Genomic DNA, 25,398 nt, shown 5'->3' with positions numbered 1-25,398 from the left:
CCGGGGGCCGGTCAGCGGGGGACCCGGACCACACCCTCCTGGATGACGGTGATCGCGAGCCGGCCGTCCTGGGTGTAGATGCGGGCCTGGCCGAGGCCGCGCCCGCCGGACGCGGACGGCGACTCCTGGTCGTACAGCAGCCACTCGTCGGCCCGGAACGGCCGGTGGAACCACATCGCGTGGTCCAGGCTGGCGCCGACGACGTCCCCGACCGCCCAGCCGCCGCGCCCGTGGGCGAGCAGCACGGAGTCGAGCAGCGTCATGTCGGAGACGTACGTGGCCATGCAGACGTGCAGCAGCGGATCGTCGGCCAGCTTGCCGTGGGTACGGAACCACACCTGCGACCTGGGCTCGCGGGGTTCGCCCACCGTGCCGAACGGCGGCGCGTCCACGTACCGCAGATCGACGGCGGCCCGGGCCTCGATCAGCCGGTCCACCATGCCGGGGTCGCTGAACCGGTCGGCGTAGCGGGGCAGCATCTCGGCGGCGGTGGGCAGCGTCTCCGGGTCGGGCGCGGGCGGCATGTCCGCCTGGTGCTCAAGACCGTCCTCGTACGTCTGGAAGGACGCGGAGAGGTGGAAGATCGGCTGCCCGTGCTGGACGGCGACGACCCTGCGGGTGGTGAAGGAGCGGCCGTCGCGGATGCGGTCCACGGTGTAGACGATCGGCGCGCCCGGGTCGCCCATGCGGAGGAAGTACGCGTGCAGCGAGTGGGCGGACGTGCCGGCGGGGACGGTGCGGCCCGCGGCGACGAGCGCCTGGGCCGCGACCTGTCCGCCGAAGACCCGGGGCACGACCGCCGAGCGGCTGGTGCCCCGGAAGATGTCCTGCTCGATCCGCTCCAGGTCGAGCAGATCGAGCAGGGAATCGAGTGCGGTGCTCATGGCTGTGTGGACGCGGTCCCTACAGGCCCATGGACTTGGCGATGATCGACTTCATGACCTCGCTGGTGCCGCCGTAGATGCGGTTGACGCGGTTGTCCGCGTACAGGCGGGCGATCGGGTACTCGTTCATGAAGCCGTAGCCGCCGTGCAGCTGGAGGCAGCGGTCGATCACGCGGTGGGCGACCTCGGTGCAGAACAGCTTCGCGGAGGCGGCCTCGGCGGCGGTCAGCTCACCGGCGTCCAGCGCCTCCAGCGCGCGGTCGGCGACGGCCTGGGCCGCGTCCACCTCGGCCTGGCAGGCGGCCAGCTCGAACTTGGTGTTCTGGAACGAGGCGACGGTCTTGCCGAAGACGGTGCGCTCCTGGACGTACTCCTTGGCGAACCGCACGGCGGCGGCGGCCTGGGCGTACGCGCCGAATGCGATGCCCCAGCGCTCGGAGGCCAGGTTGGTGCCGAGGTAGCCGAAGCCCTTGTTCTCCTCGCCGAGCAGGTCCTCGGCGGGCACCTTGACGTCCACGAACGCCAGCTCGGCGGTGTCGGAGACCTTCAGGCCCAGCTTGTCGAGCTTGCGGCCGATGGAGTAGCCCTCGGACTTGGTGTCCACGGCGAACAGCGAGATGCCGAAGCGGCGGTCGTCCTCGCGCGGGGCGGAGGTGCGGGCGCAGACGATGACGCGGTCGGCGTGGACGCCGCCGGTGATGAACGTCTTGGCGCCGTTGAGGACGTAGTGCGTGCCGTCCTCGGAGAGCTTGGCGGTGGTCTTCATGCCCGCGACGTCCGACCCGGTGCCCGGCTCGGTCATCGCGAGGGCCCACATCTCGTCGCCGGTGACGAACTTCGGCAGCCAGCGCTTCTTCTGCTCCTCGGTGGCGAGCATCTTGATGTACGGCAGGCCGAGCAGCGTGTGCACGCCGGAGCCGCCGAAGGAGACACCGGCCCGGGCGGTCTCCTCGTAGATGACCGCCTCGTACTTGTGCGAGTCGATGCCCGCGCCGTCGTACTCCTCGTCGACGTTGATCCCGAAGACGCCCAGCTCACCGAGCTGCTTGTAGAACTCGCGCGGCGCCTGCCCGGCGGCGAACCACTCCTCGTACACGGGCACGACCTCGGCCGCGATGAACGCCCGGATGGTCTCCCGGAACGCCTCGTGGTCCTCGTTGAATACCGTACGGCGCACGGGGTGCCTCCCTGGTCGGCTGCGTCTTCTGGGTCTACGTCTTCCGGAGCATGGCTAAGCGCTTGCTCAGCCATGGTTAAAAGTTACCCGGCGGTCATGGGGCTGTCCAGGGTGATGCGGAGCACGTGGGAACGGGGTGGTGGCGACTACGGGGCGATAGGGGGACGCGCGATCCGCGCCTTCGGGCGGACGCGGGCGAGACGGAACGGTGGAGCTGTGCGCATGGAGCGGCATGTGGTCGACGAGGCGCGCGTCTCGGCCGCGCTGGACGGATTCGAGGGGCGGATCGGCGGGCTGGTGCGGAGCCTGTCCTCGGAGCGGATGACCGCCAACGACTGGTCCCTGCTGGCGGAGGAGTTCCTCGACCACCTCGGTGCGCTGTCCGTCCAGCACCCCGCACTCGACACCTCGCAGGCGGAACACGTCCTCCGCGCCGCCGAGCAGGCGGCAAGCGGCGCCGTCGCCTTCGCCGCGTACTTCCCGGGCCATCCCTTCACGGTCTTCCTCGACTACGTGAACTTCGGGGTGTCCTACGACGCGGGTGCGGACGGAAGCCCTGCTTCCCTCGGGTCGTCCGACTGGCTCGACGCTTTCTGTCTGGCCGTGCTCGGGGGTACGGTCGAGCGCCACCGTGAGGCGTTCCACCACGCGCGGAAACCTCGGGAGGGAGCAGGCTTCCCCGTTGACGCGCTCGCCGACGGCCTCATGGTGTACGTCCTGGGGGACCTGGGCGACGACGACGCGGACTACCCGCCCACGGAGGCGCAGGTGCTCGCGGCGATCGACGGGGGGCTCGCCCGGATCCGCGCGTTCGGCGCCGAGCTGGGGCGCGACGTCGGGGGGTGCCCCGATTACCTCGCCCTCCTGGCGCTGCGCGCCCTCGCTGCCGGGGACCGGGAGGCGTTCGACGCGGCGTTGGGTCAACTGCTGCTTACGTACAGGTCATTCGGCGAAGTCGGCGCACAGCCCCGTTCCCTTCTGCCGCTCCCACCCCTGGCGCTCGCCGCATTGGCCCACCGCCGCCTGGGCTGGACGCCTGCCGTGGACAGCGACTACCTTCCCCGCGCCGTGATCACCGGATTCGAGACCGCGCGCTCGCCGGAGGCTCCGAACCGGGCCGACATGGTCGCCGCGCTCCGTTCGGGGGCGGAACTCTTCGGGCGGCCCGGCGAGTAGTGCGGTTGGTGCCCTCAGGTGGGGAATTCGCCGATCCAGGTGCGCTGGAGGAGGTGCTTGGGGAGGTAGTCAGATTCGATGTCGAGGGGGAAGTCGGCGTCATAGGCGAGGCACGCCATGGCCAGCGGGCCGAGCGCCAGATAGCCCTCGACGCTGGCTTCTCTCTCCGGGGTTGCGGTCCAGTACGCCTTGTGCAGTTCCAGAGCCTCGAAGAGGGCCTGGTTGAAACCTGCTCGGTCTTTGCGCACGAAGAGATGGAAGAGGTTGATCGGTTGATAGAGGATCTTGTCGATGAGATCTCGTTCCGTCACCCGCGCAACGTCAGGATGCGAGCCTTCGATGGTGGTGACGAGTTTCCCCACGAGGCCGGGACGCTCGTCCCAGTAGGACTGAAGTGTGTCGACCCAATCGAACATGAACTCGTCGAACCGCGCTCGTGACGCCCTCAGCAGCTCCAGCGATACGGTGCACAGCTGGGTCATCCGCGCTTGGTCACGGCAGACGATGGCCAGCCAGAAGGCATTGATCCAGTGACCGGGATTGGCGGAACGGGCCGGTCCGGTCGCCGGGATCGATCGCATCTCTTCGGCGATGTGGCACAGGACGTGCCCCTCCGTCCGATCAGCGGCCGCGAACAGCGCGGAATGCACCTGCAACGCCGTCACCACGGCCTCCCAGGTGCGCAGCTCCGACGCGTCCGGGTCGGTGGCCAGATGGGCCCGGACATTCAACAGGGATTTGCCGAGGCCGCTGTCGAACATCCCGGGCGAGCGTTCCAAAGTCTCGATGGTCCTCAGGAGCCCCGCGCTCAGGTTCCGCGCGTACGTCTCGTCGTCAGGCCCCGCATTGCCGTGCCGAGCCACATGCCGTGTCACAAGGTGCTCCCGTTACCCAGGTCGTCCAACTTGCGGATGTCGAACTTCTCCATAGTGTAACCACCGTACAGGCCGCCATCCGCCTTGCCCTTGACCAGGATGTAGTCGAGATTTCCGTGGTCCAGTGCGAACTCAAGTTCCTCCGCCAGGCTCAATTCGCTGGGGTGGGCTCGGCCTCTCTCCTGCATCTTCCGGAGAATGTCGAAGAAATATTCTCTTGAGCCTTGCATGGCGCTACCTCCCTCGGGGAGTTGGCGCGAATTATGAGGGGTCTTGACATTCGACTTGGCCTCTACGACTACAAACTTTCCATCCTTGCGCCGGTAGACCTGGTCGAACTGGTCGTTTCCATTCGCCGGGCCGTACAGATGTTCCTTCTTGACGACGTCGTCATAGAGTTCCGGAATGACCTGGTGCTCTGCCACCAGTTCTCCGTACGTCTCCGCAGCCTTGGTCTGTGTACCCAAGGCGGAGCTGTACTCGTTGGCCGTATCGATCCGTTCAGGGGTTCCGTCGGGAAATTCGGAGTGCATTCCCCTGTGTCGTTCGGCCGCTTGCGCGTAGTCGATGGAGCTTCTTCGGTGAGCGGCTGCTTCATCCAGCATCCGTAGCGTATTCTGATCGGTCGCGTCTCCGCGAACACGGCTTACTCCTTCGCCGTCGAAGTATCGCTCCGGAATGGGTGGCGGGGCATCGCTTGCGGCGATCCACTCCCCGTCCTTCTTGATGAGGTGCGGTGGTGCGTAGCCGCTCTCGTCCACGACCTTGACGCGTATGCGGCGGCCATCGATTGAGTAATACCTCTGGAAATATCCTTCCTCGTGATTGGCCCGATAGACCTGGATTTCTTGCACCTGTTCACGAGTGAGTGAATGGCGAGGGCCATAGTGATCGGCGCCCTGGTGCATGAAGCTGGGGGGCTCATGGCCACCACCTGAACCGACTGGCGCGGAGTGCCCTCCCGCTCCCGTCGATGGGACGCGTCCCGCGCGGCCGTTTACCCCGGCCAGCGCCTCCTCCGGCGAGGCCGAAGCCCGCGCCCCCGCCCCCTCCTGGTGGGCCGCCGAGTGGTGTTGGAGGAGGGTGCCGTCCTCGCGCAGGAGGTTGCCGTGGCCGTCCAAGTAGACCGTGTTGCCGGCCTCGTCCACGCCCCTGAGCACGTTCTCCGGCAGGGCCGTCGTGCCCTCGGGAAGTTTGAGCGCGCCCTCGGGTATGCGGAGGGAGCCCTCCGGGGGGTGTACGCCCTCCGGGAGGCGGACCACGCCGTCGCCCAGGTCCGTCGCGCCCGCAGGGATCTCCGCGCCCTCGGGGAGCTTGACCGTGCGGCTCGGGACCTCGAACGCGCACTCCGGGACCGCAGCGCCCTCAGGAAGGTGCAGGGTGCCGTCCGGGAGCTTGAACGCGCCCTCCGGGAGGGTGATCGCACCCTCGGGGAGGGCGGGTATGTCGAGCGTTCCCAGGCCCTTGAGCGCCGCCAGGCCGTCGCCGATCTTCGTCAGGCCCATGCCCGCGCCCTTGAAGACGTACGTCATCGGGTCCACGACCCGGCCCACCTTGCCCGCCGCCGACACGGCCTTCGCCGCGACCGCCGCCTTTCCGGCGCCGGAGGCCGCGCCGCCCGTGCCGCCGGTGAACACCGTCGTGACGACGTTGAACGACACCGCGCCCAGCGCCCGGGACGGGTTCTCGCTCCACTGGTCCCAGGCCAGCAGCGCCTTGCCGGTCTCCTTCATCGCCGTACGCGATTCACGCAGGTAGGAAGGGAGTTGGTCGTCCGGCAGGCCCCAGTACAGGCCGGCCAGCGGGGTAGCGGTGATCGCCACGCCCGTGGCGAGCTTGCCCAGGCCCGACCACGCCTGCTTCGCGGAGTCCCAGCCGTCGGTGCCGACCAGGGTGCCCAGGCCCTTGATCGTGCCCCAGACGCCGTCGACGAAGAAGCCCTTGACGAAGTCCCAGGCGTGCTCGTGGAGTTGCCACCAGGGCTTGGACTCCTCGACCGGGTCTCCCCAGGGCAGGCCCCCGGCGTGCTTCAGGGTCTCGGCGTCGTAGCCGTACGTGCCCTTCTTGCCGGAGCCGTCGTCCGTCTTCAGCGCGGGGCCGCCGACCAGGGCGACGATCTTGTCGTGGCAGGCCCGCTCCACCGCCTGGAACGCCGCCCAGGTCTCGGCGATCTCGTCGTGGCGGCGGTTGTTCTCCTCGACCAGGTCGCCGTCCTCGCGCCACTTGTCGTCGTCCTTGATCCGGACGACGAACGCCTCGGCCTCGCGCTTGAGCTCCTTCAGCTTCTCGACCAGCGGGGCGGCGTCCGACGCGTACGTGGACAGCGCGGCCGTGATCGTCTCCAGCTCCGACTTCAGGGAGGTCCCGCGGTCCGCGACCGGTTTCGTCGTCGCGAACAGCTGGTCGGCCTCCGGCGCCTTGTAGAAGGCCTGGAGGCCGCCGAAACTGCTGTGGACGTCGCCTGCGGCGGTGGCGGTCGACGCCGCGCTCTTCGTCAGCGTGGTCACGCTGGTGTCCAGCAGGGCGAGGTTGCCGGTGAAGACCGGTATGCCCGACGGGGTGACCGCCTCGTTCTTGCTCACTTGCCCGCCCGGATGTCCTTGAGCACGTCCAGGCGGACGGACTTGGCGGCGTCCTGGGCCCGCTTGGCCGTGTCGAGGTCGCCCTCCACGTACTCGTTCGTCGCCGTCGCGGCGCCCAGCACGGCGGCCTGGATGCGCTCCGCCATGGACTTCAGCTGTGGCTTCCGCTCCGTGATGTACGCGCCCAGCGCGGCGGCGACCGGCCCGAGGGTGGGGTGGGACAGGGGCTCCGCCCCCACCGCCACCGGCCCGGCGACCGGCAGCGACGCCGCAGAGCCCGGCACCGCCGTGCCCGCGTGCGTCGCCGCCTCCGACATCGCGGTGACCATGGCGTTCAACGCCTTCTCCAGGTCACCGGCGTGCGTGCCGACCTTCTTCAGCTGCCCCTGTACGCCCTGCGGTTTGATGTCCCAAGCCGTCACCGGCCGCCCCCCGGAGTCGTAGACGTCAGCCGATGTTGTCGACGGCCGCCTTCGCGCGGGCCAGGGTCTGGTGGGCCGTGCCGTCGTTCTTCTCCAGCGTGGAGCGGAGGAGCTGGATGATGTTCTTGACCTCCTGGGAGGTCGCCTGCCAGCGCAGTTCCTTGCCGTGGTACTCGTCGGCCACGCCGTCCGCCGCGAAGTCGCTCATCGCCGCCTTGACCTGGCCGTCCCGCGCCGTGATGACCAGTTCGAGCTGGGCGATCACCGTCTGGAGGCTGCCCTGCACCTCGGTCGATGCGCCGGTGTCGTACGAGCGCCGGTCCGTGTTGCCGCCTTTTCCTGCCATGACCTTTTTCTCCCCGTCAGGAATGTGTACGGATGCGTCGAAAGTGCCGGTCGTACCGGCTCAGCGGGCGCCGAAGCGGGCCGCGTCGAAGTTGGCCGAAGCCATCTGCGTACGCGCGTTCTCGCCCTGCTCCTGCTCGCCCGAGCCGAAGGCCGCGTCCATGCCCTGCTGGCCGCCCAGGATGCCGGAGAGCGAGGCGTTCAGCGCCGCGGTGATCTCGTCGGAGCGGTTCTTGAAGTCGTCGAACGCGATCTTGCCCGCACCGTTGAACTTGCCCTCCAGCGGCTCCGCCGCGGCGATCAACTGCCGGATCAGCGTGCCCAGATCGGTGCTGGAGCCCTGCGAGTGCTTGAGCAGCGTCGACAGGACCGTGGACCCCATGTCGAACTTCATCGGCTTCCCCCATGCGTCGGACCTCGAACGGTCGTATCCGTTCCAGCATCATGTCTATCAATCCGCGCGTCGCTACTGCAATCTGCAATCGGCCATATCGTCACGAGGGGCGTGCGAGTGGGCTGGTGACCCCCTCGGCCGCGCTTTGCGAAGGGGTACGTCAGCGCGGTACGTACACCGTCTGCGTCAGCCGGTTCGGGCGCCCCCGCTGGATGAACACCCCCCGGCCAGGCGCCTGTTGGGAGGCGTACACGCCGGGGAAGAGCTGGCCCTCGCTGCGGTCGCCGGACATCACCAGCGCCGAGGCCCCCGACTCCCGCAGGCTCTGCACCACCGGCTCGTACATCCCGCGCGCCGCCCCCGCCACGCGCCGCGACAGGACGAAGTGCAGGCCGATGTCCACGGCGGACGGGATGTACGGGAGGAACGCGGCCAGCGGTGACTGGCCCGCCGTCGTCAGCACGTCGTAGTCGTCCACCAGGACCACGATGCGCGGGCCCTTGCCCCAGCTGCCCGGCTCCAGATCCTCGAGACGGGCGTTCTCGTCCGGCAGCCGCTTCTCCAGCTCGGAGGCGATCGCGGCCGAAAGGCCCATGCAGAGCTTGGAGTTGTACGCGTAACCGCCGTTCAGCTCCTCCGGGACCACCCCGCGCAGCGCGCGCCGGGGGTCCATCACCGCGAAGACCAGGTCGTCCTCGCCGTAACGGTCGGCGAGCCCCTGCGCGACGGCGCGCAGCAGGTTCGTCTTGCCGCACTCGCTGTCCCCGAGGACCAGGAGGTGCTGGTCGTGGCCGAAGAGGTCGAGGAGCACGGGCGCCAGGGCCGACTGGTCGAGGCCCAGCGGCACGCGCTCCGGCTCCGCCGCCCGGCCGGGCAGCAGGTGCGGTTCGAGCACGTGCGGCAGCACCCGCACCGGCTGGGCGACCTCGCCGTGCCAGGTGGCCCGGACCGTGCGCGTGGCCCGCTCCAGGACCGCGCCCAGCTCCGACGTCTCCGCCACCCCGTCCGCGCGGGGCAGGGCGACCTGGGCGAAGAGCTTCCCGTCGGTGAGGACGCGGCCCGGCTCGTCGGGGGAGAGGGTCTCGGCCAGCTTGCGGTCGATGCTCGACTCGCCCGGGTCGTTGAGCCGCAACTCCACGCGGGTGCCGAAGTTGGACTGGATCGCGATGCGCACGTCGTTCCACCGGAGCATCCCGGCGACGACGTGGATGCCGTAGCCGCCGCCCCGCTTGAGGATGTCCGCGACCGCGTCGTCCAGCTCGTCGAAGTCGTCGCGCAGCGCGCCGAACCCGTCGATGATCAGGACGATCTCGGCGGACGCCAGCTCCGGCAGCCGGCCCGCCGCGTGCAGGGTGCGCAACTGCTCGACCGAGTCGATGCCGTGCTCGCGGAACAGCTCCTCGCGCAGCGTCAGCATCGCGCGCACCTCCTCTACCGTGCGCGCCGCCCGCTCCCGGTCGGCGCGGCCGGCCACGCCGCCGACGTGCGGCAGCCCGGCGAGCGCCTGGAGGCCGCCGCCGACCAGGTCGAGGCCGTAGACGCCGACCTCCTGCGGGGTGTGCGTGAGCGCGAGCGAGAGGACCAGGGTGCGCAGCAGCGTCGTCTTGCCGGACTGCGGGCCGCCGATGACCGCCGCGTGCCCGCCGGCCACCGTGAGGTCCAGGAGCCACTGCCCCTGCCACTGCTTGGCCGGGTCGTCCAGCAGCCCGAGCGGTACGAGCAGCGGGCCGCGCTGCCGGGTGCCCGGCCGGCCCGCGTCCGGGCGCACCCCGGTCAGCCGCATCCCGCGCACCCCCGCGTCCAGCGGTCCGGCGACCGCGTCCAGGGTGATCGCCGGGGGCAGCGGGGGCAGCCAGATGCTCCGTACCCCGGGCGCCGCACCGGTCAGCTGGTCCACCATGACCGCGAGTTCGGTCGGCCCGGTCTCGCGGCGGCGGGCCGACGGCTCGCGGTCCTGCGGGGCGCTCTCCGGCCCGGCGAGGGTGTTGTACGCCTCGTACGGGAGGGCGAGCGGCCCGGTCTCCTCCTCGTCGGTCCGCACGGGCCCCCGGTACGCGCCGGAGACGTAACCCGCCTTGAAGCGCGTGTAGTGGCTGGTGTCCACCTTGAGGAAGCCGAAGCCGGGCAGCGGCGGCAGGTGGAAGGCGTCCGTGGTGTCCAGGACCATCCGCGACTCGTCGGCGGAGAAGGTCCGCAGGCCGAGGCGGTACGAGAGATAGGTCTCCAGGCCCTTGAGCTTGCCGCTCTCGATGCGCTGGCTGGACAGCAGCAGGTGCACGCCGATGGACCGGCCGATCCGGCCGATGGAGAGGAACAGGTCGATGAAGTCCGGCTTGGCGGTGAGGAGTTCACCGAACTCGTCGATCACCACGAACAGGTGCGGCAGCGGTTCCAGGTCCGGCCGCTTCTGCGCGCGCAGCGCCGCGTAGTCCCCGATGTCCGCGACGTTGCCCGCGTCCTTCAGGGCCTGCTGGCGGCGCTTGACCTCACCGGCGAGCGAGGAGTGCACCCGCTCGACCAGACCCGCCTGGTTCTCCAGGTTGGTGATGACCCCCGCGACGTGCGGCAGGTCCGCGAACGGGGCGAAGGTGGCGCCGCCCTTGTAGTCGACCAGGACGAGCGCCAGGTCCTCCGGCGGATGCGTGGCCGCCAGGCCGAGGACCAGGGTGCGCAGCAGCTCCGACTTCCCGGAGCCCGTCGCGCCCACGCACAGCCCGTGCGGGCCCATGCCCAGCTCGGAGGACTCCTTGAGGTCCAGGAGCACCGGCTCGTGCGCGTCGCTGATCCCGATCGGCACCCGCAGGAAGGCCCGTTCGCCGCGCGGCGCCCACAGCCGGTCCAGGTCCAGCGCCGCCACGTCCTGGATGCCGAGCATCGCGGCGAACTCGACGGGCCCGGCCAGCGGCGCGTCGGCCAGGGACTCCGCGGACAGCCGCAGCGGCGCGATCATCCGGGCCAGGCCCTCCGCGAAGTCCACCCCGACCTCGTCCACCGTGCCGTGCGACGCGACGGTCTCCGCCGCACGCAGGTCCTCCACGACCACGTCGGTGCCGTCCACGGTGAGTCGCACGTTGACGTGGTCCGGCTCCTGGACCCGCCGGTCGAGCAGGTGCACCACGGTCACACCCATCTCGCGCAGCCCGACCGCGTCGTCGGGGCGCGGCAGTTCCACGGCGTCCTCGCCGTGCCCGTCGACCACCACGAGCAGCCGGGAGTTCATCGCGAGCGCGTCCCGTCCGGCCAGTCCCCGGCGCACCTCGGCGGCGTAGGAGGCGCGGCGGCGCAGCTCGGGTCCGAGGAGGCGGGCCAGCTGCGCGGCGGAGGGCGCGAAGCGGCGGGCCGCGACCGGTCCGTCGGACTGCTCGGGGTCGAGCAGATGCGGCAGCCACTTGACCCACTCCCAGTCGGCCATGCGCTCACCGGACGCGGCGACCGCGATGGCCACGTCGTCCGGCGCGTGCAGGGCGGCCGCCTGGACGAGCAGGGCGCGCACGACCCGCAGCCCGTCCTCGCGGGGGCCGACGACGCTGACGTTCCCGGCCCGGTCCAGCGGGACGGTCAGGGGGAGTTCGGTGCCGTTGCGGAACCGCTGCACCAGGGCCGACGCCTCGTTGAGCATGAAGAGGTCGGGCGGGGTGAGGACGGACGAGCCCTGCTCGCCGATCCGGAGGTCCCGCAGCGGCATCTCGCCCGTGCCGGCCCGTATCCGCAGGAAGTCGTCGTCGGCCCTGCGCCGCTCCCAGAGCCGGGCCGGGTCGCGCACGATGTCGTAGAGGGCGTACGGGGACGGGTTGAGCACGTCCGCCTGCTCGCGCCGGACCCGCTCCTCGGCCGACAACTCCTCGCGCAGGTCCTCCACATAGGCGAGATACGCCTCGCGCTGGGTGCGCCGGGTCCGCTGCGCCTTGCCGCGCTGGGAGAGCAGCAGCACCGCCGAGCCGATGACCGTGACGACGAGGATGATCGCGCCGAGCCCGGCGAACTGGCTGTTGCGGACCACCGTCATCATCACCACGGACGACATGACCCCGGCGACCGGGAGCAGTGACATCGCGATGTTCCCGGACTTGCCCTCGGGCAGGTTCGGCGGCGCCTCGATGGTGCGCGGCTCGGAATCGGCCGGCGGGCGCGTCGTGCGGGCGGGGCGGTGGATCAGGCGGGTGCTCATCGGCTCCGTCCGGGGATCTCGGCCGGGTGGGCGTACGAACGTGGCACCGGGGTCACCGGCGCTTCTGGGACAGCTCGAAGACCTCGGCGGCGAGGCGGGTGGCGGCCAGCCGGGCCGGGCGCGAGAGCAGTCCGGTGCGCAACGGTCCGCCGGCCGCCAGGTGCCGGTCGTACGGCAGGACCCGGACGCGGGCGCCGGTCGTGGCGAGGCGTTCGGCCGCCGCGTCGACGTCGATGCCGGGGCGCGGGGTCATCACGGAGAGCGCGACGACGGTCCCCTCGATGACGTGCGGGGGGAGCGCCCGCAGCCACTGGAGCACGGCGTACGTGCTGGTCACCCCGTCGAGCGTGGCGGGCGCGGCGAGCACCCTGGCCTGCGCGGCGGACAGGGCGACCCGGGCGACCTCGGCGGGCAGCGTCTCGCAGTCCACCACGGTCACCCCGAAGTAGCGGCGCAGGGCGACCATCACCCGTTCGTACGTGACGGTGTCGATCATGGCCCCGATCCGGCCCTGGCTGCCGGGCAGCAGCCAGGCGTTGTCCGGGAGCTGGGCGAGATAACCGGTGATGTCGAGCAGTGACATCTGCGGGACGGCGATGTCCGCCAGGTCGGCCGTGGTCCACCGCAGCGCCTCGGCGCCCAGCCGCAGCGGCAGCGAGCCCAGCGCCGGGTCGGCCTCCACGAGGAGGACGGGGTCCTGCCGGTAGTGCGCGTACGTGGTGCCGAGCAGCGCGGTCACCGTCGTCTTGCCGGCGCCGCCCCGGATGGACGTGACCGCGATCTGCCGCCCCGTCGTCACCGGCTGCTGGAGCACCTCGGCGGTACGGGTGAGCGCGGCGACCTCCCGGGCGGCGGACCCGGAGACGATGCGGCGCACGGCGCGCGCGGCCCGTACGGCGACGGCTTCACCGCGCACCGGCCGCCGCGCCGCGGCGGCCATCGCCTGGTCGAGGACGGGGAGCGAGTCGGGGGTGGGGGGAGGCGTGGGCGTCCCGGGCCAGGCGCGGGCGGCGGGGGCTTGCGCCGCCGGTTCCGTCCGTGCGGGCGGGACCGCGGGGCGCGGGGCCTCCGGGGCCGCCGGGGCCTCGGCCGGGCCCGGCCCGCTCAGGTCGCGCAAAAGGTCGCCCTGCCAGTTGTGGTCCGCGTTCGGCATGTCTGCCCTTCTTCGCCGCTTCGCTGCCCCGCCGGGAGCGCCCGCGTGTGTGGTCTCGGAGTCGTCAGAACTTGTTCAGCAGCTGCCCGTAGACGCCGAACACCCCGACGGCGAGCGGGAAGAGCCCCACGACGCCGATGGACTCGATGAGGTCGGCCGTCCGCCGCAGCCGCACCCGTACGTGCTCCGGCGGCTCCGCCACCAGTGCGATCAGGGGCAGCAGCGCGGCCGCGCACAGGACCGCGACGGGCCCCGCGCCCCCGGAGTGGTCCAGCCACAGCACCACCAGCCGCACCCCGGTGAACGCGGCGGCGGCGAACAGCGCCACCACCTCCGCGACCAGCGGGAACGCCCGGGCCCGGGACAGCAGCACCACCGCGACCAGGCACGGCAGCAGCACCGTCCACACCGTCGGCCGGTCCGCCGTGGTGAGGAGGTGGGCGCCGGCGGCCGCCGACACCGCCGTGACGAGCGTCGCCAGGGCGAGGCCCCGGTGCGTGGCGGCCAGCGCGTTGCCCACGTCGTGGCGGCTGACCGAGGCACCGCCCGAGCGGCGGTCGTCCAGCCCCGTGAGGCCCGACGCCATCAGGGCGAGCCGGGGCAGCAGGCCGAGCAGGACCACGGAGAACACGGCCATCACGGCGCCGAGCCGGGCCGGGTCCGCCGTGGTGGCGGCGACGGCCTCCCAGACCCCCGTCAGTACGGCCGTGGCCAGCGCCCCGATCAGCCCGCCCCGGCCCAGCGCCGACAGCAGCCCGAGCAGCACCAGCGACAGGGCGACCGCCCCGGCCACGGCCGCCAGCCGCAGCTCACCGGACCAGTCGTACGCGTCGGCGGCCGTCCACGCCGTGAGGACGCCGAGCCCGGCCGACACGAGGAGCAGGGCGGTCGCCAGCGGGCGGTTGCCCCGGCCGAGCCGGGCGACCAGCGCCCCGGCCACCAGCAGCAGGACCGTGATGCCCGCCAGCGCCCCGGCCAGGGCGCCCAGCGGGAACTCGCGGCGGGCGAGCAGCGCGGCCGTCACCGCGAAGACCGCGGTCGCCGTGCCCGCGCCGACGCGGCGGGCGGCCGGACGCCAGCGCCAGGCCTGCAGGTCCAGGCTGTCGGCCACCTGGTCCGTGACGTCGTGGACCACCGGGGCGGGCGGGGCCGCGTGGCTGCGGACCAGCCGGAGCACGGCACCGTCGCCGATGCCCGCCGAGGCCAGCGTCGCGTCGTGCGGCAGCGCCGAGCCGTCGGCGGTGAGCAGCTGCCTGGTCAGCGGGCGGGACGCGGCGCGGTCGTCCAGCAGCTGGAGAATGTCCGGAAGGAGCTGCCCGACCGGGGTGTCGGACGGCAGGACCAGATCCGCGCGGCGCCGCTCGCCGACCAGGGTCACCCGGCTCATTTCCGCTCGGGGAGCCATTGCCGTACTCACTGACGAGAACCAATCATCACGACGTCCAGGATTTCGGGGGCAATCGGGCACATCCGTCAACCGGTCAGCGGTTGTACTGCTGGTACTGCCGCTGCTGCTTCTCCTGCTCGGCCTTCTGCTTGTCCAGGGTGTGCTGGAGGAAGGACCAGCCGACGCAGCCCGCGCACAGCACCGCGGTGATCGCGATGCCCGCGAACACCTTGCCCAGGCGCTCGTCGGCCGTCCGCCGCGCACGGCCGGTGCCGAACAGGAGCGCGTCGCGCATCCGCCGGCGGCGTACTCCCACCGACTCCAGCAGCTGACTGTCGTAATCCCGTGCCATGCGACCCCCCTTTGCCACTGCAACATAGGCCATGGGGTGACGGGAGGGACACCTCGGGTGGCCGGATCGGGGGCGAGCGGGGCCGGGCGTGGGGGTTTCATCCGTTCCGGTGGGTGAGTGGACGAAACGTACACTTCAGTCCGGCCCCGCGGCCCCCTAACGTCGCCCCGGCACACGCATCCCAGGAAAGGGCACCCCCCGTCATGACCAGCAACGAGACGCCCCGCGGCCCCGTCGACTCCTCCCGCGTCCCCCGGTACGCCGGGCCCGCGACGTTCGCCCGGCTGCCCCGCCTGGACGAGGTCGGCGCGGCGGACGTGGCCGTCGTCGGGGTGCCGTTCGACTCGGGTGTCTCCTACCGGCCCGGCGCCCGCTTCGGAGGCAACGCGATCCGTGAGGCGTCGCGCCTGCTGCGCCCCTACAACCCGGCGCAGGACGCCTCGCCCTTCGCCCTGGCGCAGGTCGCCGACGCGGGGGACATCGCGGCCAACCCGTTCAACATCGAGGAGGCCGTGGAGACCGTCGAGGCGGCGGCCGACGAGCTGCTGTCCACGGGCGCCCGGCTGATGACGCTCGGCGGCGACCACACCATCGCGCTGCCGCTGCTCCGCTCCGTCGCCAAGAAGCACGGCCCGGTCGCGCTGCTCCACTTCGACGCCCACCTCGACACCTGGGACACCTACTTCGGCGCCGCCTACACCCACGGCACCCCGTTCCGCCGGGCCGTCGAGGAGGGCATCCTCGACACCTCGGCGCTCTCCCACGTCGGCACCCGGGGCCCGCTCTACGGCAAGCAGGACCTCACCGACGACGCCAAGATGGGCTTCGGGATCGTCACCTCCGCCGACGTGATGCGGCGCGGCGTGGACGAGATCGCCGACCAGCTGCGCCAGCGCATCGGCGACCGGCCGCTGTACATCTCCATCGACATCGACGTGCTGGACCCGGCGCACGCCCCCGGCACCGGCACCCCCGAGGCCGGCGGCCTCACCTCGCGCGAGCTCCTGGAGATCGTGCGCGGCCTGTCCTCCTGCCACCTGGTCTCCGCCGACCTGGTCGAGGTCGCCCCCGCGTACGATCACGCGGAGATCACCTCCGTCGCCGCCTCGCACACCGCGTACGAGCTGACGACGATCATGACCCGCCAGATCGCGGAGGCCCGGCAGCGTTGAGTCACGACCACCACGACGAGCGGCCCGAACTCACCCCGGCGCAGATCGAGGCCGCGCTGAATCCTCCACCCGGGCGCACCGGCGGCGACCTCGTCGTGGAGACGCTGCGCGGGCTCGGCGCGACGACGGTCTTCGGGCTCCCCGGCCAGCACGCGCTGGCGCTGTTCGACGCGGTGCGCCGCTCGTCGCTCCAGTACGTCGGGCTGCGCGTCGAGAACAACGCGGGCTTCGCCGCCGACGCCTACGGGCGGATCACCGGCGAGGTCGCCCCGCTGTTCCTGTCGACCGGGCCCGGCGCGCTGACGTCGCTCGCCGCGCTCCAGGAGGCGGCGGCGGCCTCCGCGCCGGTGCTCGCGGTCTCCAGCCAGATCCCGGTCCGGGGCCTGGGCGGCGGGCGCCACGGACACCTCCACGAACTGCGCGACCAGCAGGCGTCGTTCCGGGACGTGGTGAAGTCCGTCCACACCGTGCGCGCGGCCTCGCAGATCCCGTCCGCGATCGCCGCCGCCTGGGAGTCCGCGCTGACGGCCCCGCACGGCCCCGTCTGGGTCGAGATCCCGCAGGACGTGCTGGACGCGGCGGCCGGGCTGCCCGTCGTCCTCGCCCCGGACGCCACCCCGCGCGAACTCCATGCCCGCCCCGAGCTCATCGCGGTCGCCGCGCACCTGCTGTCGCACGCCGAGCGCCCGGCGATCGTCGCGGGCGGCGGAGTCGTACGGTCCGACGCCTCCGGGAAGCTGCGGGCGCTGGCCGAGAAGCTGGCGGCCCCCGTCGTCACCACGTACGGCGGGAAGGGCGCCTTCCCCTGGGTCCATCCGCTCTCGCTCCAGTCGTGGGTGGAGGACCGGCACGTCACCGACTTCCTGGAGGACGCCGACGTCCTGCTCGTCGTCGGCTCCGGACTCGGTGAACTCTCCTCCAACTACTACACGTTCGCCCCGCGCGGCCGGGTGATCCAGATCGAGGCGGACGCCGGGAAGCTGGAGGCCAACCTCCCGGCCCTCGGTATCCACGCGGACGCCCGCGACGCGCTCGCCGACCTCGTCGACGCGGTCGCCCCGCGCGAGGACCCGGCAGCCGCCGACCGGGCGGCCGGGGTGCTCGCCCGGGTCCGGGACCGGATCGCCGGCCAGGGCCGCGACCTGGAACAGGACCTTCTCGCGGCGATCCGGACCGCCCTGCCTGACGCCTCGCCCAGCTTCTGGGACATGACGATCCTGGGCTACTGGGCCTGGGCCGCGTTCGACGCCCGCCGCCCGAACACCATGCACTCCGCCCAGGGCGCGGGCGGCCTCGGCTACGCGTTCCCGGCGGCGCTCGGCGCGGCGGTGGCCGACCCGACCCGGCCGGTCCTCGCGGTCTCCGGCGACGGCGGCGCGATGTACTCCCTCGCGGAACTGGCCACCGCCCGGCAGTACGGCCTGCCGGTGACCTGGCTCGTCGTGGACGACGGCGGCTACGGCATCCTGCGCGAGTACCTGACCGGCGCCTTCGGCGAGACCACCGGCACGGAGCTGGCCCGCCCCGACTTCGCGGCCCTCGCCGAGTCCTTCGGCGTCCCCGCGGTCCGGACGAGCCCCGAAACGCTCGCCGCGGACCTGGCGGAGGCGTTCGGACGTCCGGGGCCCTCGGTCGTCGTGCTCCCGGCCCTGCTGAAGATGTTCGAGCCGACGCATCTGTAGGCCCCCGCGGCCGCAAGTCGACAGACCTGTAACAGGCCCCCGCCGGGCCCTGTGCCGCGTACAACCTTCCGGCCCCCCGCGAGTCATCACTTGCGGGCGTGCCGGGGGGCCGCCCACAGGAATCGTTCAGGGGGAACGCACCATGACCACGTCCCGTATCACCGGGCGCACCCGCGCCGCGCTCTGTGCCGCCGTCGCCGCCGGGGTCCTCGCGCCCGTCGCCCTCGCCGCCGCGCCCGCGTCCGCCGCGACCACCGGGGTGAGCTGCACCTCCGGCCGGGCCGGGCTCGCCGCGCAGCTGACCAAGGACATCACCGCCGCGCTGAAGGGCCGCAAGTCCACCGTCGCGCTCGCGCTCTACGACCGCTCCACCAACACCACGTGCACGCTGCGCGCGACCAGCAAGTACGACTCGGCGAGCGTCGTGAAGGCGACCGTGCTGGCCACGCTCCTCTGGGACAACGCCAAGCACAACCGCTACCTCACCCAGCGCGAGATCGACCTCAGCACCAAGATGATCACCAAGTCCGACAACGACGCGACCACCAGCCTCTGGAAGCAGCTCGGCGTCACCAAGATCAACGGCTTCCTCAAGGCGGCCGGAATGACCCACACCGTGCCCGGCTCCGGCGGCTACTGGGGCCTGACCCAGATCACCGCCCAGGACGAGCAGCGGCTGCTGACCCTGCTGACCTCGAAGAACTCCGTGCTCACCGACAGCGCCCGCTCCTACGAGCTGGGGCTGATGAGGAAGGTCGTCTCCTCGCAGCGCTGGGGCACCCCGGCCGGTGCCGTCACCGGGACGACCGTCCAGGTCAAGAACGGCTGGCTGTCGCGCTCCACCCACGGCTGGCGGGTCCACAGCATCGGCGCCTTCACCGGCAACGGCCACGACTACGGGCTGACCGTGCTCACCCAGGACAACAAGACGATGACCGACGGCATCAACACCATCCAGGCCGTCGCCCGGGTCGTCCACAAGGACCTCAACCCGCGCATCATGCACGCCGCCCGTTTCTAGGCACGATCCGGGCAGGGACCTAGGTCCCAGGTCCCGTATTTGTTGCGGAGGGATGAAATCCGCAGCACACCGTGTTGGTGCCTTCCGTCGGAACAGGTCGAACGGGAGGCACCGGGTGGCGGACGCACGGGAGACGGAACGCGGGCAGCGGGGCGGCTGGGCGCGGAGACTGAGCGGGTACGCCTGGCGCTACCGGCGCAACGTCCTGCTGGCCCTCGGCTCCTCGCTGGCCGGCATGGCCGTGATGGCCCTCGTCCCCCTGATCACCAAGGTGATCATCGATGACGTGGTCGTCGGCCACACCCGCTCCCTCGCCGTCTGGACCGGCCTGCTGATCGTGGCGGCCGCCCTCGTCTACGCCTCCACCTACATCCGCCGCTACTACGGCGGGCGGCTCGCCCTGGACGTCCAGCACGACCTGCGGACCGGCATGTACGGGACGATCACCCGGCTCGACGGCAAGCGCCAGGACGAACTGTCCACCGGGCAGGTCGTCGGCCGCGCGACCAGCGACCTCCAGCTCATCCAGAGCCTGCTCTTCATGCTCCCCATGACCATCGGGAACGTGCTGCTGTTCCTGATCTCGCTGGTCATCATGGCCTGGCTGTCGCCGCTGCTGACCCTCGTCGCCGTCGCCGTCGCCCCCGCCCTCTGGTACATCGCCCGCCGCTCCCGCGCCCGCCTCTTCCCCGCCACCTGGTACGCCCAGTCGCAGGCGGCCGCCGTCGCCGGTGTCGTGGACGGGGCCGTCTCCGGCGTCCGCGTCGTCAAGGGCTTCGGGCAGGAGGAGCAGGAGACCGGCAAGCTGCGCGAGGTCGGCCGCAAGCTGTTCGCGGGCCGGTTGCGCACCATCCGGCTGAACTCCCGCTACACCCCTGCCCTCCAGGCCGTACCCGCCCTCGGCCAGGTCGCGATGCTGGCCCTCGGCGGCTGGCTGGCCACCCGGGGCGAGATCACCCTCGGCACGTTCGTCGCGTTCTCCACGTACCTCGCGCAGCTCGTCGGCCCGGTCCGGATGCTCGCCATGGTCCTCACCGTCGGCCAGCAGGCCCGCGCCGGAGTGGAACGCGTCCTGGAGCTCATCGACACCGAGCCCTCCATCGAGGACGGCACCAAGGAGCTGCCCGCCGACGCCCCGGCCAGCGTGGAGTTCGAGAACGTCCGGTTCGGCTACGACCAGACCCGCCGCCCGGTCCTCGACGGCTTCTCGCTCACCATCGAACCCGGCGAGACCGTCGCCGTCGTCGGCGCGTCCGGCAGCGGCAAGTCCACCGTCTCGCTGCTGCTGCCGCGCTTCTACGACGTGACGCACGGCGCGGTCCTCGTCGGCGGCCACGACGTGCGGGAGCTCACCCTCGACTCGTTGCGCGCCGCGATCGGACTCGTCCCCGAGGACAGCTTCCTGTTCTCCGACACCGTCCGCGCCAACATCGCTTACGGCCTGCCCGGCGCCACCGACGAGCAGATCGAACAGGCCGCCCGCTCCGCCCAGGCCCACCGCTTCATCACCGAGCTGCCGAACGGCTACGACACCAGGGTCGGCGAGCACGGCCTCACCCTCTCCGGCGGCCAGCGCCAGCGCGTCGCCCTCGCCCGCGCCATCCTCACCGATCCCCGCCTCCTGCTCCTGGACGACGCGACCTCCGCCGTGGACGCCCGCGTCGAGCACGAGATCCACGAGGCCCTGCGCCAGGTGATGGCCGGGCGTACGACCCTGCTCATCGCCCACCGCCGCTCCACCCTGAACCTCGCGGACCGCATCGCCGTCCTCGACAACGGCCGCCTCGCCGACCTAGGCACCCACGAGGAGCTGGAGCGCCGCTGCGCCCTCTACCGGCGCCTGCTCACCGACCCCGACGAGCTGGGCACCCCCTCACCCGGCCACCGCCCGGCCGCCGCCCCCGAGGAGCCGCGCCGGGACCGCGCGCTCCAGGAGGAGATCGACGCCGAATTCGACGCCGAGCGCGGCATCACGCCCGCGCTGTGGGTGCGCCGGGAGCAGGACCGGGGCGCCGACACGGCGGGCACGCCCGCCACACCCGAACTGCTCGCCCAGGTGGAAGCCCTGCCCCCGGCGAACGACACCCCGGACGTGGACGAGGCCCGCGCGGTGCGCCCCGAGGACTCCTACGGGCTGCGCAGGCTGCTGCGGGGCTTCGGGCTGCCGCTCCTCGTCAGCCTCGGCCTGGTCGCCGCGGACGCCGGGGCCGGGCTGCTGCTCCCGGTCCTGATCCGGAACGGCATCGACGACGGGGTCACCCAGCTCGCGCTGGGCGCGGTCTGGACGGCGTCCGCCTTCGCCCTGGTCGTCGTCCTCGTGCAGTGGGCGGCCCAGATCGGCGAGACCCGGATGACCGGCCGCACCGGAGAGCGGGTGCTGTACGCGCTGCGGCTGAAGATCTTCGCCCAGCTCCAGCGCCTGGGGCTCGACTACTACGAGCGCGAGCTGACCGGCCGCATCATGACCCGGATGACGACGGACGTGGACGCGCTGTCCACGTTCCTCCAGACCGGCCTGGTCACCGCCTTCGTCTCCGTCGTCACCTTCCTCGGCATCATGGTCGCGCTGCTGGTCCTCGACGTGGAACTGGCCCTGGTCGTCTTCGCGACCCTGCCCGTCCTCGTCGTCGGGACCGTCTTCTTCCGCCGCAAGAGCGTCAAGGCGTACGAGCTGGCCCGGGAGCGGATCAGCGTCGTCAACGCCGACCTCCAGGAGTCCGTCGCCGGGCTCCGCATCGTGCAGGCGTTCCGGCGCGAGCGGGACGGGGCCGAGGCGTTCGCCGCGCGCAGCGACGAGTACCGCGAGGCCCGGGTGCGCGGGCAGTGGCTGATCTCCGTCTACTTCCCGTTCGTCCAGCTGCTGTCCTCGGTGGCCGCGGCGGCGGTGCTGATCGTCGGCGCCCACCGGGTGGACGACTCCACGCTCACCGCGGGCGCGCTGGTCGCCTACCTGCTCTACATCGACCTGTTCTTCGCGCCCGTCCAGCAGCTCTCCCAGGTCTTCGACGGCTACCAGCAGGCCGCCGTCTCCCTCGGCCGCATCCAGGAACTGCTGCGCGAGCCCGCCTCCACCACCGACCGCGACGACCCGCACCACGTCCGCGAACTGCGCGGCGAGATCGCCTTCGAGGACGTGTCCTTCGCCTACGGGGACGAGGAGGCGGCCCTCCGGGGCATCGACCTGCGCATCCCGGCCGGGCAGACCGTCGCGTTCGTCGGGGAGACCGGGGCCGGGAAGTCCACCCTGGTCAAGCTGGTCGCCCGGTACTACGACCCGACGGACGGGCGGATCACCGTGGACGGCGCCGACCTGCGCGGCCTCGAACTCACCGGGTACCGGCGCAGGCTCGGTGTCGTACCGCAGGAGGCGTACCTCTTCCCCGGGACCGTGCGCGACGCCATCGCCTACGGGCGGCCGGACGCCACCGACGCGGAGGTGGAGGCGGCCGCCAGGGCGGTCGGGGCGCACGACATGATCGCCACGCTGGACGGCGGCTACCTCCACGAGGTCGCCGAGCGCGGCCGCAACCTCTCGGCCGGGCAGCGCCAGCTGATCGCGCTCGCCCGCGCCGAGCTGGTCGACCCGGACATCCTGCTCCTGGACGAGGCGACCGCCTCCCTCGACCTGGCCAGCGAGGCGCAGGTGAACCAGGCGACCGACCGGCTCGCGGGCCGCCGCACCACGCTCGTCGTCGCCCACCGCCTGACCACCGCCGCCCGCGCGGACCGGGTCGTGGTGATGGACCACGGCCGGGTCGTGGAGGACGGCACCCACGACGACCTCCTGGCCCGCGACGGGCACTACGCGGTGCTGTGGCGCACGTTCATAGGGGAGGACGAGCCCGCGGGCGTGTGACCCAGGGCCTATTCCCCGTCGCGGATCGCCGAGATCTTCCCGGTCGCGAGGTCCGAGCGCACCGTCAGATAGGTGTACGCGGGGTCCTCCGGCGATCCCCAGGTGAGCCGGACCGTCGACCAGGTGTGCCCGGCGCCGCTGTGGCCCGCGGTGACCAGGTGGTCCACGGGGACGTCCTGGGCGAGGAGCACACCGTCCGCGTGGTTGGCCGCCTCCCACCCGGCGAGGCGGTCGCGCAGGCCCGGGGTGAGGTAGAAGCCGCGCAGCGCGGTGGCGAGGTCGCCGCCGTCCTCGGCGGCCACCGCGTCGATGTAGGCACTGTAGAAGTCGTCCACCAGCCGGGACTCCTGGGTCGCGGTCCCGTCGTCGACCGTCGCCCCGGCGGTCGCCTCGCGCGGGGCGACCGCAGCGGCGGCGGGCACGGCGACGGGCACGGCGACGGCGGCGGCGAGGAGCGCGGAGGCGAGCAGCGTACGACCGGCGGTGCGCCGGGCGGAGCGGGTTCGGGTCATGACGGTTCCTGCCTTTCGTGGTGGTCTGTCCTGTCCGGCTCCATGGTGGGCCGCCCCGGTCCCCGCAGCCGCCGGGCCCGCCGGATGCAACCTCCGGATGGCCTCCCGCGTCGTACGCAGGTACAGGCATATGCGCCCAGGTGTCGGGTAGAGGCGCGGATGTTCGAGGAAGCGATGGGGCTGCTGTGACCAGAGGGACCGAAGGGCACGTCCGGGGCGCGCGGCGAGGGTTCCGCCGCCATGCCACGGTCCTCGCCCTGGCCACCGCCTTCGCACTGGTGACCGGCGGGGCGGTCGCGGGGAGCGCGGACGCCGCCTCGGTCTGCGCGGGCCGCCCCAGGAAGACGGTCAAGTTCGCGACGGGCGAGCTCCGCGTCTACAAGTCACGCGCCTACGCCTGCGTCACCGCCGTCGCCGCCCGGCCCGGCAAGCGCCGCCCCATGGCCGTGACGATCCAGCCGCGCGGCGGCCTCCCCGTCACGGACAGCGGCCGCTTCACGCGGCTGGCGGGCCCGGTGACCGTCCACGCCCTGAACCGCTGCGTGCGGGTCTCCGGCACGGTCGACGGCAAGGGCGCCCGCACGGGCTGGATCCTGTGCTGACCGGGTGACAGCTCCGGACCCCGGGCAAGGAGGTCTGGTGGTACGCGTGTTGCCCCGCTAGGTTCACCGCGTCAGCTGTGGACCAAGAGGCGTCCCACGGAATCCGGAGACGTCTCAGGGGAGGACGCGTCATGCGCAAGGCGCTCAGAGGAATCCTGTCGCTCGCGGTGCTCATCGGCACGGTGAGTGCGACGGGTGCCTCGGCCGGGGCGGCCACCGCCGCCGTACCGGCCCCGCTCGGTACCGCCGTGAACGACAGCGGAACGAGCACGGACATCAAGGACCGCATCCTGGCCATCCCGGGAATGAGTCTCATCGAGGAGAAGCCCTACGCGGGCTACCGCTACTTCGTCCTCAACTACACCCAGCCCGTCGACCACCGCCACCCGTCCAAGGGAACGTTCCAGCAGCGGATCACCCTGCTGCACAAGGACACCTCACGCCCCACGGTCTTCTACACCGGCGGCTACAACGTCTCCACCAACCCCAGCCGCTCCGAGCCCACCCGGATCATCGACGGCAACCAGGTCTCGCTGGAGTACCGCTACTTCACCCCGTCGCGGCCCTCGCCCGCCGACTGGTCGAAGCTGGACATCTGGCAGGCGGCCAGCGACCAGCACCGCGTCTTCACCGCGCTCAAGGGGATCTACTCCAAGAACTGGCTGACCACCGGCGGCTCCAAGGGCGGCATGACCGCCACGTACTACGAGCGCTTCTACCCCGAGGACATGGACGGCGTCGTCGCCTATGTCGCCCCCAACGACGTGGTGAACAAGGAGGACTCGGCGTACGACCGGTTCTTCGCGAACGTCGGCACCAAGGAGTGCCGGGACAAGCTGAGCGGCGTCCAGCGCGAGGCCCTGGTGCGCCGGGCACCGCTGGAGGAGAAGTACGCGCGGTACGCGGCCGACAACGGCTACACCTTCGAGACCGTCGGCTCGCTGGACAAGGCGTACGAGGCCGTCGTCATGGACTACGTGTGGGCGTTCTGGCAGTACAGCCGGCTCGCCGACTGCGACTCCCTCCCGGCCGACGCGGAGAAGGCGACCGACCAGGAGATCTGGGACTCGGTCGACGCGATCTCCGGGTTCTCCGCCTACGCCGACCAGGGCCTGGCCAACTACACGCCGTACTACTACCAGGCGGGCACCCAGCTCGGTTCGCCCGACATCGAGCAGCCCTGGCTGGGGAATCTGAGCCGCTACGGCTACCAGCCGCCGCGCAACTTCGTTCCGCGCTCCATCCCGATGAAGTTCCAGCCGGCCGTGATGCGCGACGTCGACACCTGGGTGAAGCACCACGCCACGCACATGCTGTACGTCTACGGCGAGAACGACCCGTGGGGCGCGGAGCGCTTCCGGCTCGGGGCGGGTGCCCGTGACAGCTACGTGTTCACCGTGCCCGGCGGGAACCACGGCTCGAACGTCGCCGGTCTGGTGCCCTCGGAGAACGCCACGGCCACGGCCGCGATCCTGCGCTGGGCGGGCGTCGCCCCGGCCGCCGTCCAGCAGGACGAGTCCAAGGCGAAGCCGCTCGCGAAGTTCGACGCGCGGCTCGACAACAAGGACCTGACGACCGACCACCGTCTCGGCGTCCGGCGTCCGTGACGCGATCCCGTCCCGGCGGCCGTGACACGGC

19 protein-coding genes are annotated in these 25,398 nt (G+C 71.8%); 7 read left to right on the top strand and 12 right to left on the bottom strand.

From position 1 onward, the window contains the following. Positions 1-11: 11 nt before the first annotated feature. Both ACZ6C6_RS04400 and ACZ6C6_RS04395 read right to left on the bottom strand, forming a co-directional pair. Positions 12-884 carry an acyl-CoA thioesterase gene (locus ACZ6C6_RS04400; protein WP_469198913.1) on the bottom strand — a complete coding sequence of 291 codons (873 nt, stop codon included), beginning with the start codon at positions 882-884 and terminating at the stop codon, positions 12-14. A 19-nt stretch (positions 885-903) separates the two neighbouring features. After that, on the bottom strand, positions 904-2,061 hold the full coding sequence (locus tag ACZ6C6_RS04395; RefSeq protein ID WP_469198911.1) for an acyl-CoA dehydrogenase family protein: 1,158 nt from the start codon (positions 2,059-2,061) through the stop codon (positions 904-906). A 222-nt stretch (positions 2,062-2,283) separates the two neighbouring features. Between ACZ6C6_RS04395 and ACZ6C6_RS04390 the strand changes: the two genes are divergently transcribed. Next, the gene (locus ACZ6C6_RS04390; RefSeq protein ID WP_469198909.1) at positions 2,284-3,237 is read left to right on the top strand and encodes an Imm49 family immunity protein; all 954 of its coding nucleotides are present in this window, start codon (positions 2,284-2,286) and stop codon (positions 3,235-3,237) included. Positions 3,238-3,251: 14 nt separating this feature from the next. Here ACZ6C6_RS04390 and ACZ6C6_RS04385 read toward each other — a convergent pair whose 3' ends face one another. The 9 genes from ACZ6C6_RS04385 to ACZ6C6_RS04345 form a co-directional block, all read right to left on the bottom strand. Then, positions 3,252-4,016: an immunity 49 family protein gene (locus ACZ6C6_RS04385; RefSeq protein ID WP_469198907.1), complete on the bottom strand. Its 765-nt coding sequence runs from the start codon at positions 4,014-4,016 to the stop codon at positions 3,252-3,254. Between the two features lie 92 nt (positions 4,017-4,108). After that, positions 4,109-6,694, bottom strand: coding sequence for a hypothetical protein (locus ACZ6C6_RS04380; protein ID WP_469198905.1), 2,586 nt, complete (start codon positions 6,692-6,694; stop codon positions 4,109-4,111). Further along, positions 6,691-7,116: a DUF6507 family protein gene (locus tag ACZ6C6_RS04375; protein ID WP_469198904.1), complete on the bottom strand. Its 426-nt coding sequence runs from the start codon at positions 7,114-7,116 to the stop codon at positions 6,691-6,693. The genes ACZ6C6_RS04380 and ACZ6C6_RS04375 overlap by 4 nt, the downstream gene beginning before the upstream one ends. A gap of 25 nt (positions 7,117-7,141) precedes the next feature. Next, positions 7,142-7,462, bottom strand: a complete 321-nt coding sequence (locus ACZ6C6_RS04370; protein ID WP_365681588.1) for a pore-forming ESAT-6 family protein — start codon at positions 7,460-7,462, stop codon at positions 7,142-7,144. A 60-nt stretch (positions 7,463-7,522) separates the two neighbouring features. Beyond that, positions 7,523-7,855 (bottom strand): hypothetical protein, encoded by a 333-nt coding sequence (locus ACZ6C6_RS04365; RefSeq protein ID WP_365681586.1) that lies wholly within the window; start codon positions 7,853-7,855, stop codon positions 7,523-7,525. A gap of 160 nt (positions 7,856-8,015) precedes the next feature. After that, positions 8,016-12,023 carry a type VII secretion protein EccCa gene (eccCa, locus tag ACZ6C6_RS04360; protein WP_469198901.1) on the bottom strand — a complete coding sequence of 1,336 codons (4,008 nt, stop codon included), beginning with the start codon at positions 12,021-12,023 and terminating at the stop codon, positions 8,016-8,018. A gap of 52 nt (positions 12,024-12,075) precedes the next feature. After that, positions 12,076-13,176: a nucleotide-binding protein gene (locus ACZ6C6_RS04355; protein ID WP_469198899.1), complete on the bottom strand. Its 1,101-nt coding sequence runs from the start codon at positions 13,174-13,176 to the stop codon at positions 12,076-12,078. A 64-nt stretch (positions 13,177-13,240) separates the two neighbouring features. Then, positions 13,241-14,581 (bottom strand): type VII secretion integral membrane protein EccD, encoded by a 1,341-nt coding sequence (gene eccD / locus ACZ6C6_RS04350; RefSeq protein WP_469198897.1) that lies wholly within the window; start codon positions 14,579-14,581, stop codon positions 13,241-13,243. A 76-nt stretch (positions 14,582-14,657) separates the two neighbouring features. After that, positions 14,658-14,915, bottom strand: coding sequence for a hypothetical protein (locus tag ACZ6C6_RS04345; RefSeq protein ID WP_161212351.1), 258 nt, complete (start codon positions 14,913-14,915; stop codon positions 14,658-14,660). A gap of 203 nt (positions 14,916-15,118) precedes the next feature. On the opposite strand from ACZ6C6_RS04345, the gene speB reads away from it, so the two are divergent. From speB to ACZ6C6_RS04325, 4 genes are all read left to right on the top strand, one after another. Next, positions 15,119-16,087: an agmatinase gene (gene speB / locus ACZ6C6_RS04340; protein ID WP_469198895.1), complete on the top strand. Its 969-nt coding sequence runs from the start codon at positions 15,119-15,121 to the stop codon at positions 16,085-16,087. Then, positions 16,084-17,769: a thiamine pyrophosphate-binding protein gene (locus ACZ6C6_RS04335; RefSeq protein ID WP_469198893.1), complete on the top strand. Its 1,686-nt coding sequence runs from the start codon at positions 16,084-16,086 to the stop codon at positions 17,767-17,769. The genes speB and ACZ6C6_RS04335 overlap by 4 nt, the downstream gene beginning before the upstream one ends. Before the next feature lie 142 nt (positions 17,770-17,911). After that, complete coding sequence (locus ACZ6C6_RS04330; RefSeq protein ID WP_469198891.1) at positions 17,912-18,790, top strand: serine hydrolase; 879 nt, start codon at positions 17,912-17,914, stop codon at positions 18,788-18,790. A gap of 115 nt (positions 18,791-18,905) precedes the next feature. After that, positions 18,906-22,646, top strand: coding sequence for an ABC transporter ATP-binding protein (locus ACZ6C6_RS04325; protein WP_469198889.1), 3,741 nt, complete (start codon positions 18,906-18,908; stop codon positions 22,644-22,646). An 8-nt stretch (positions 22,647-22,654) separates the two neighbouring features. On the opposite strand, the gene ACZ6C6_RS04320 is transcribed toward ACZ6C6_RS04325, so the two are convergent. Continuing rightward, positions 22,655-23,158 carry a hypothetical protein gene (locus ACZ6C6_RS04320; RefSeq protein ID WP_469198887.1) on the bottom strand — a complete coding sequence of 168 codons (504 nt, stop codon included), beginning with the start codon at positions 23,156-23,158 and terminating at the stop codon, positions 22,655-22,657. Between the two features lie 185 nt (positions 23,159-23,343). Between ACZ6C6_RS04320 and ACZ6C6_RS04315 the strand changes: the two genes are divergently transcribed. Together ACZ6C6_RS04315 and ACZ6C6_RS04310 are read left to right on the top strand one after the other, a co-directional pair. Next, positions 23,344-23,760, top strand: coding sequence for a hypothetical protein (locus tag ACZ6C6_RS04315; protein ID WP_469198885.1), 417 nt, complete (start codon positions 23,344-23,346; stop codon positions 23,758-23,760). Between the two features lie 131 nt (positions 23,761-23,891). Beyond that, entirely contained in the window at positions 23,892-25,367 is a 1,476-nt protein-coding gene (locus ACZ6C6_RS04310) for a S28 family serine protease (RefSeq protein ID WP_469198883.1), read from the top strand. Positions 25,368-25,398: the final 31 nt, after the last annotated feature.

Source organism: Streptomyces sp. NPDC041814 (genome assembly GCF_055590565.1).
Note: the sequence above shows the minus strand (reverse complement) of the source record. Positions and strands in the feature narration are given on the sequence as shown.

Coding starts and splice junctions, on each gene's coding strand:
- ACZ6C6_RS04390 (WP_469198909.1), top strand. CDS start 2,284: ATGGAGCGGCATGTGGTCGACGAGGCGCGCGTCTCGGCCGCGCTGGAC.
- ACZ6C6_RS04345 (WP_161212351.1), bottom strand. CDS start 14,915: ATGGCACGGGATTACGACAGTCAGCTGCTGGAGTCGGTGGGAGTACGC.
- ACZ6C6_RS04370 (WP_365681588.1), bottom strand. CDS start 7,462: ATGGCAGGAAAAGGCGGCAACACGGACCGGCGCTCGTACGACACCGGC.
- ACZ6C6_RS04320 (WP_469198887.1), bottom strand. CDS start 23,158: ATGACCCGAACCCGCTCCGCCCGGCGCACCGCCGGTCGTACGCTGCTC.
- ACZ6C6_RS04310 (WP_469198883.1), top strand. CDS start 23,892: ATGCGCAAGGCGCTCAGAGGAATCCTGTCGCTCGCGGTGCTCATCGGC.
- ACZ6C6_RS04330 (WP_469198891.1), top strand. CDS start 17,912: ATGACCACGTCCCGTATCACCGGGCGCACCCGCGCCGCGCTCTGTGCC.
- ACZ6C6_RS04365 (WP_365681586.1), bottom strand. CDS start 7,855: ATGAAGTTCGACATGGGGTCCACGGTCCTGTCGACGCTGCTCAAGCAC.
- ACZ6C6_RS04400 (WP_469198913.1), bottom strand. CDS start 884: ATGAGCACCGCACTCGATTCCCTGCTCGATCTGCTCGACCTGGAGCGG.
- ACZ6C6_RS04355 (WP_469198899.1), bottom strand. CDS start 13,176: ATGCCGAACGCGGACCACAACTGGCAGGGCGACCTTTTGCGCGACCTG.
- eccD (WP_469198897.1), bottom strand. CDS start 14,581: ATGGCTCCCCGAGCGGAAATGAGCCGGGTGACCCTGGTCGGCGAGCGG.
- speB (WP_469198895.1), top strand. CDS start 15,119: ATGACCAGCAACGAGACGCCCCGCGGCCCCGTCGACTCCTCCCGCGTC.
- eccCa (WP_469198901.1), bottom strand. CDS start 12,023: ATGAGCACCCGCCTGATCCACCGCCCCGCCCGCACGACGCGCCCGCCG.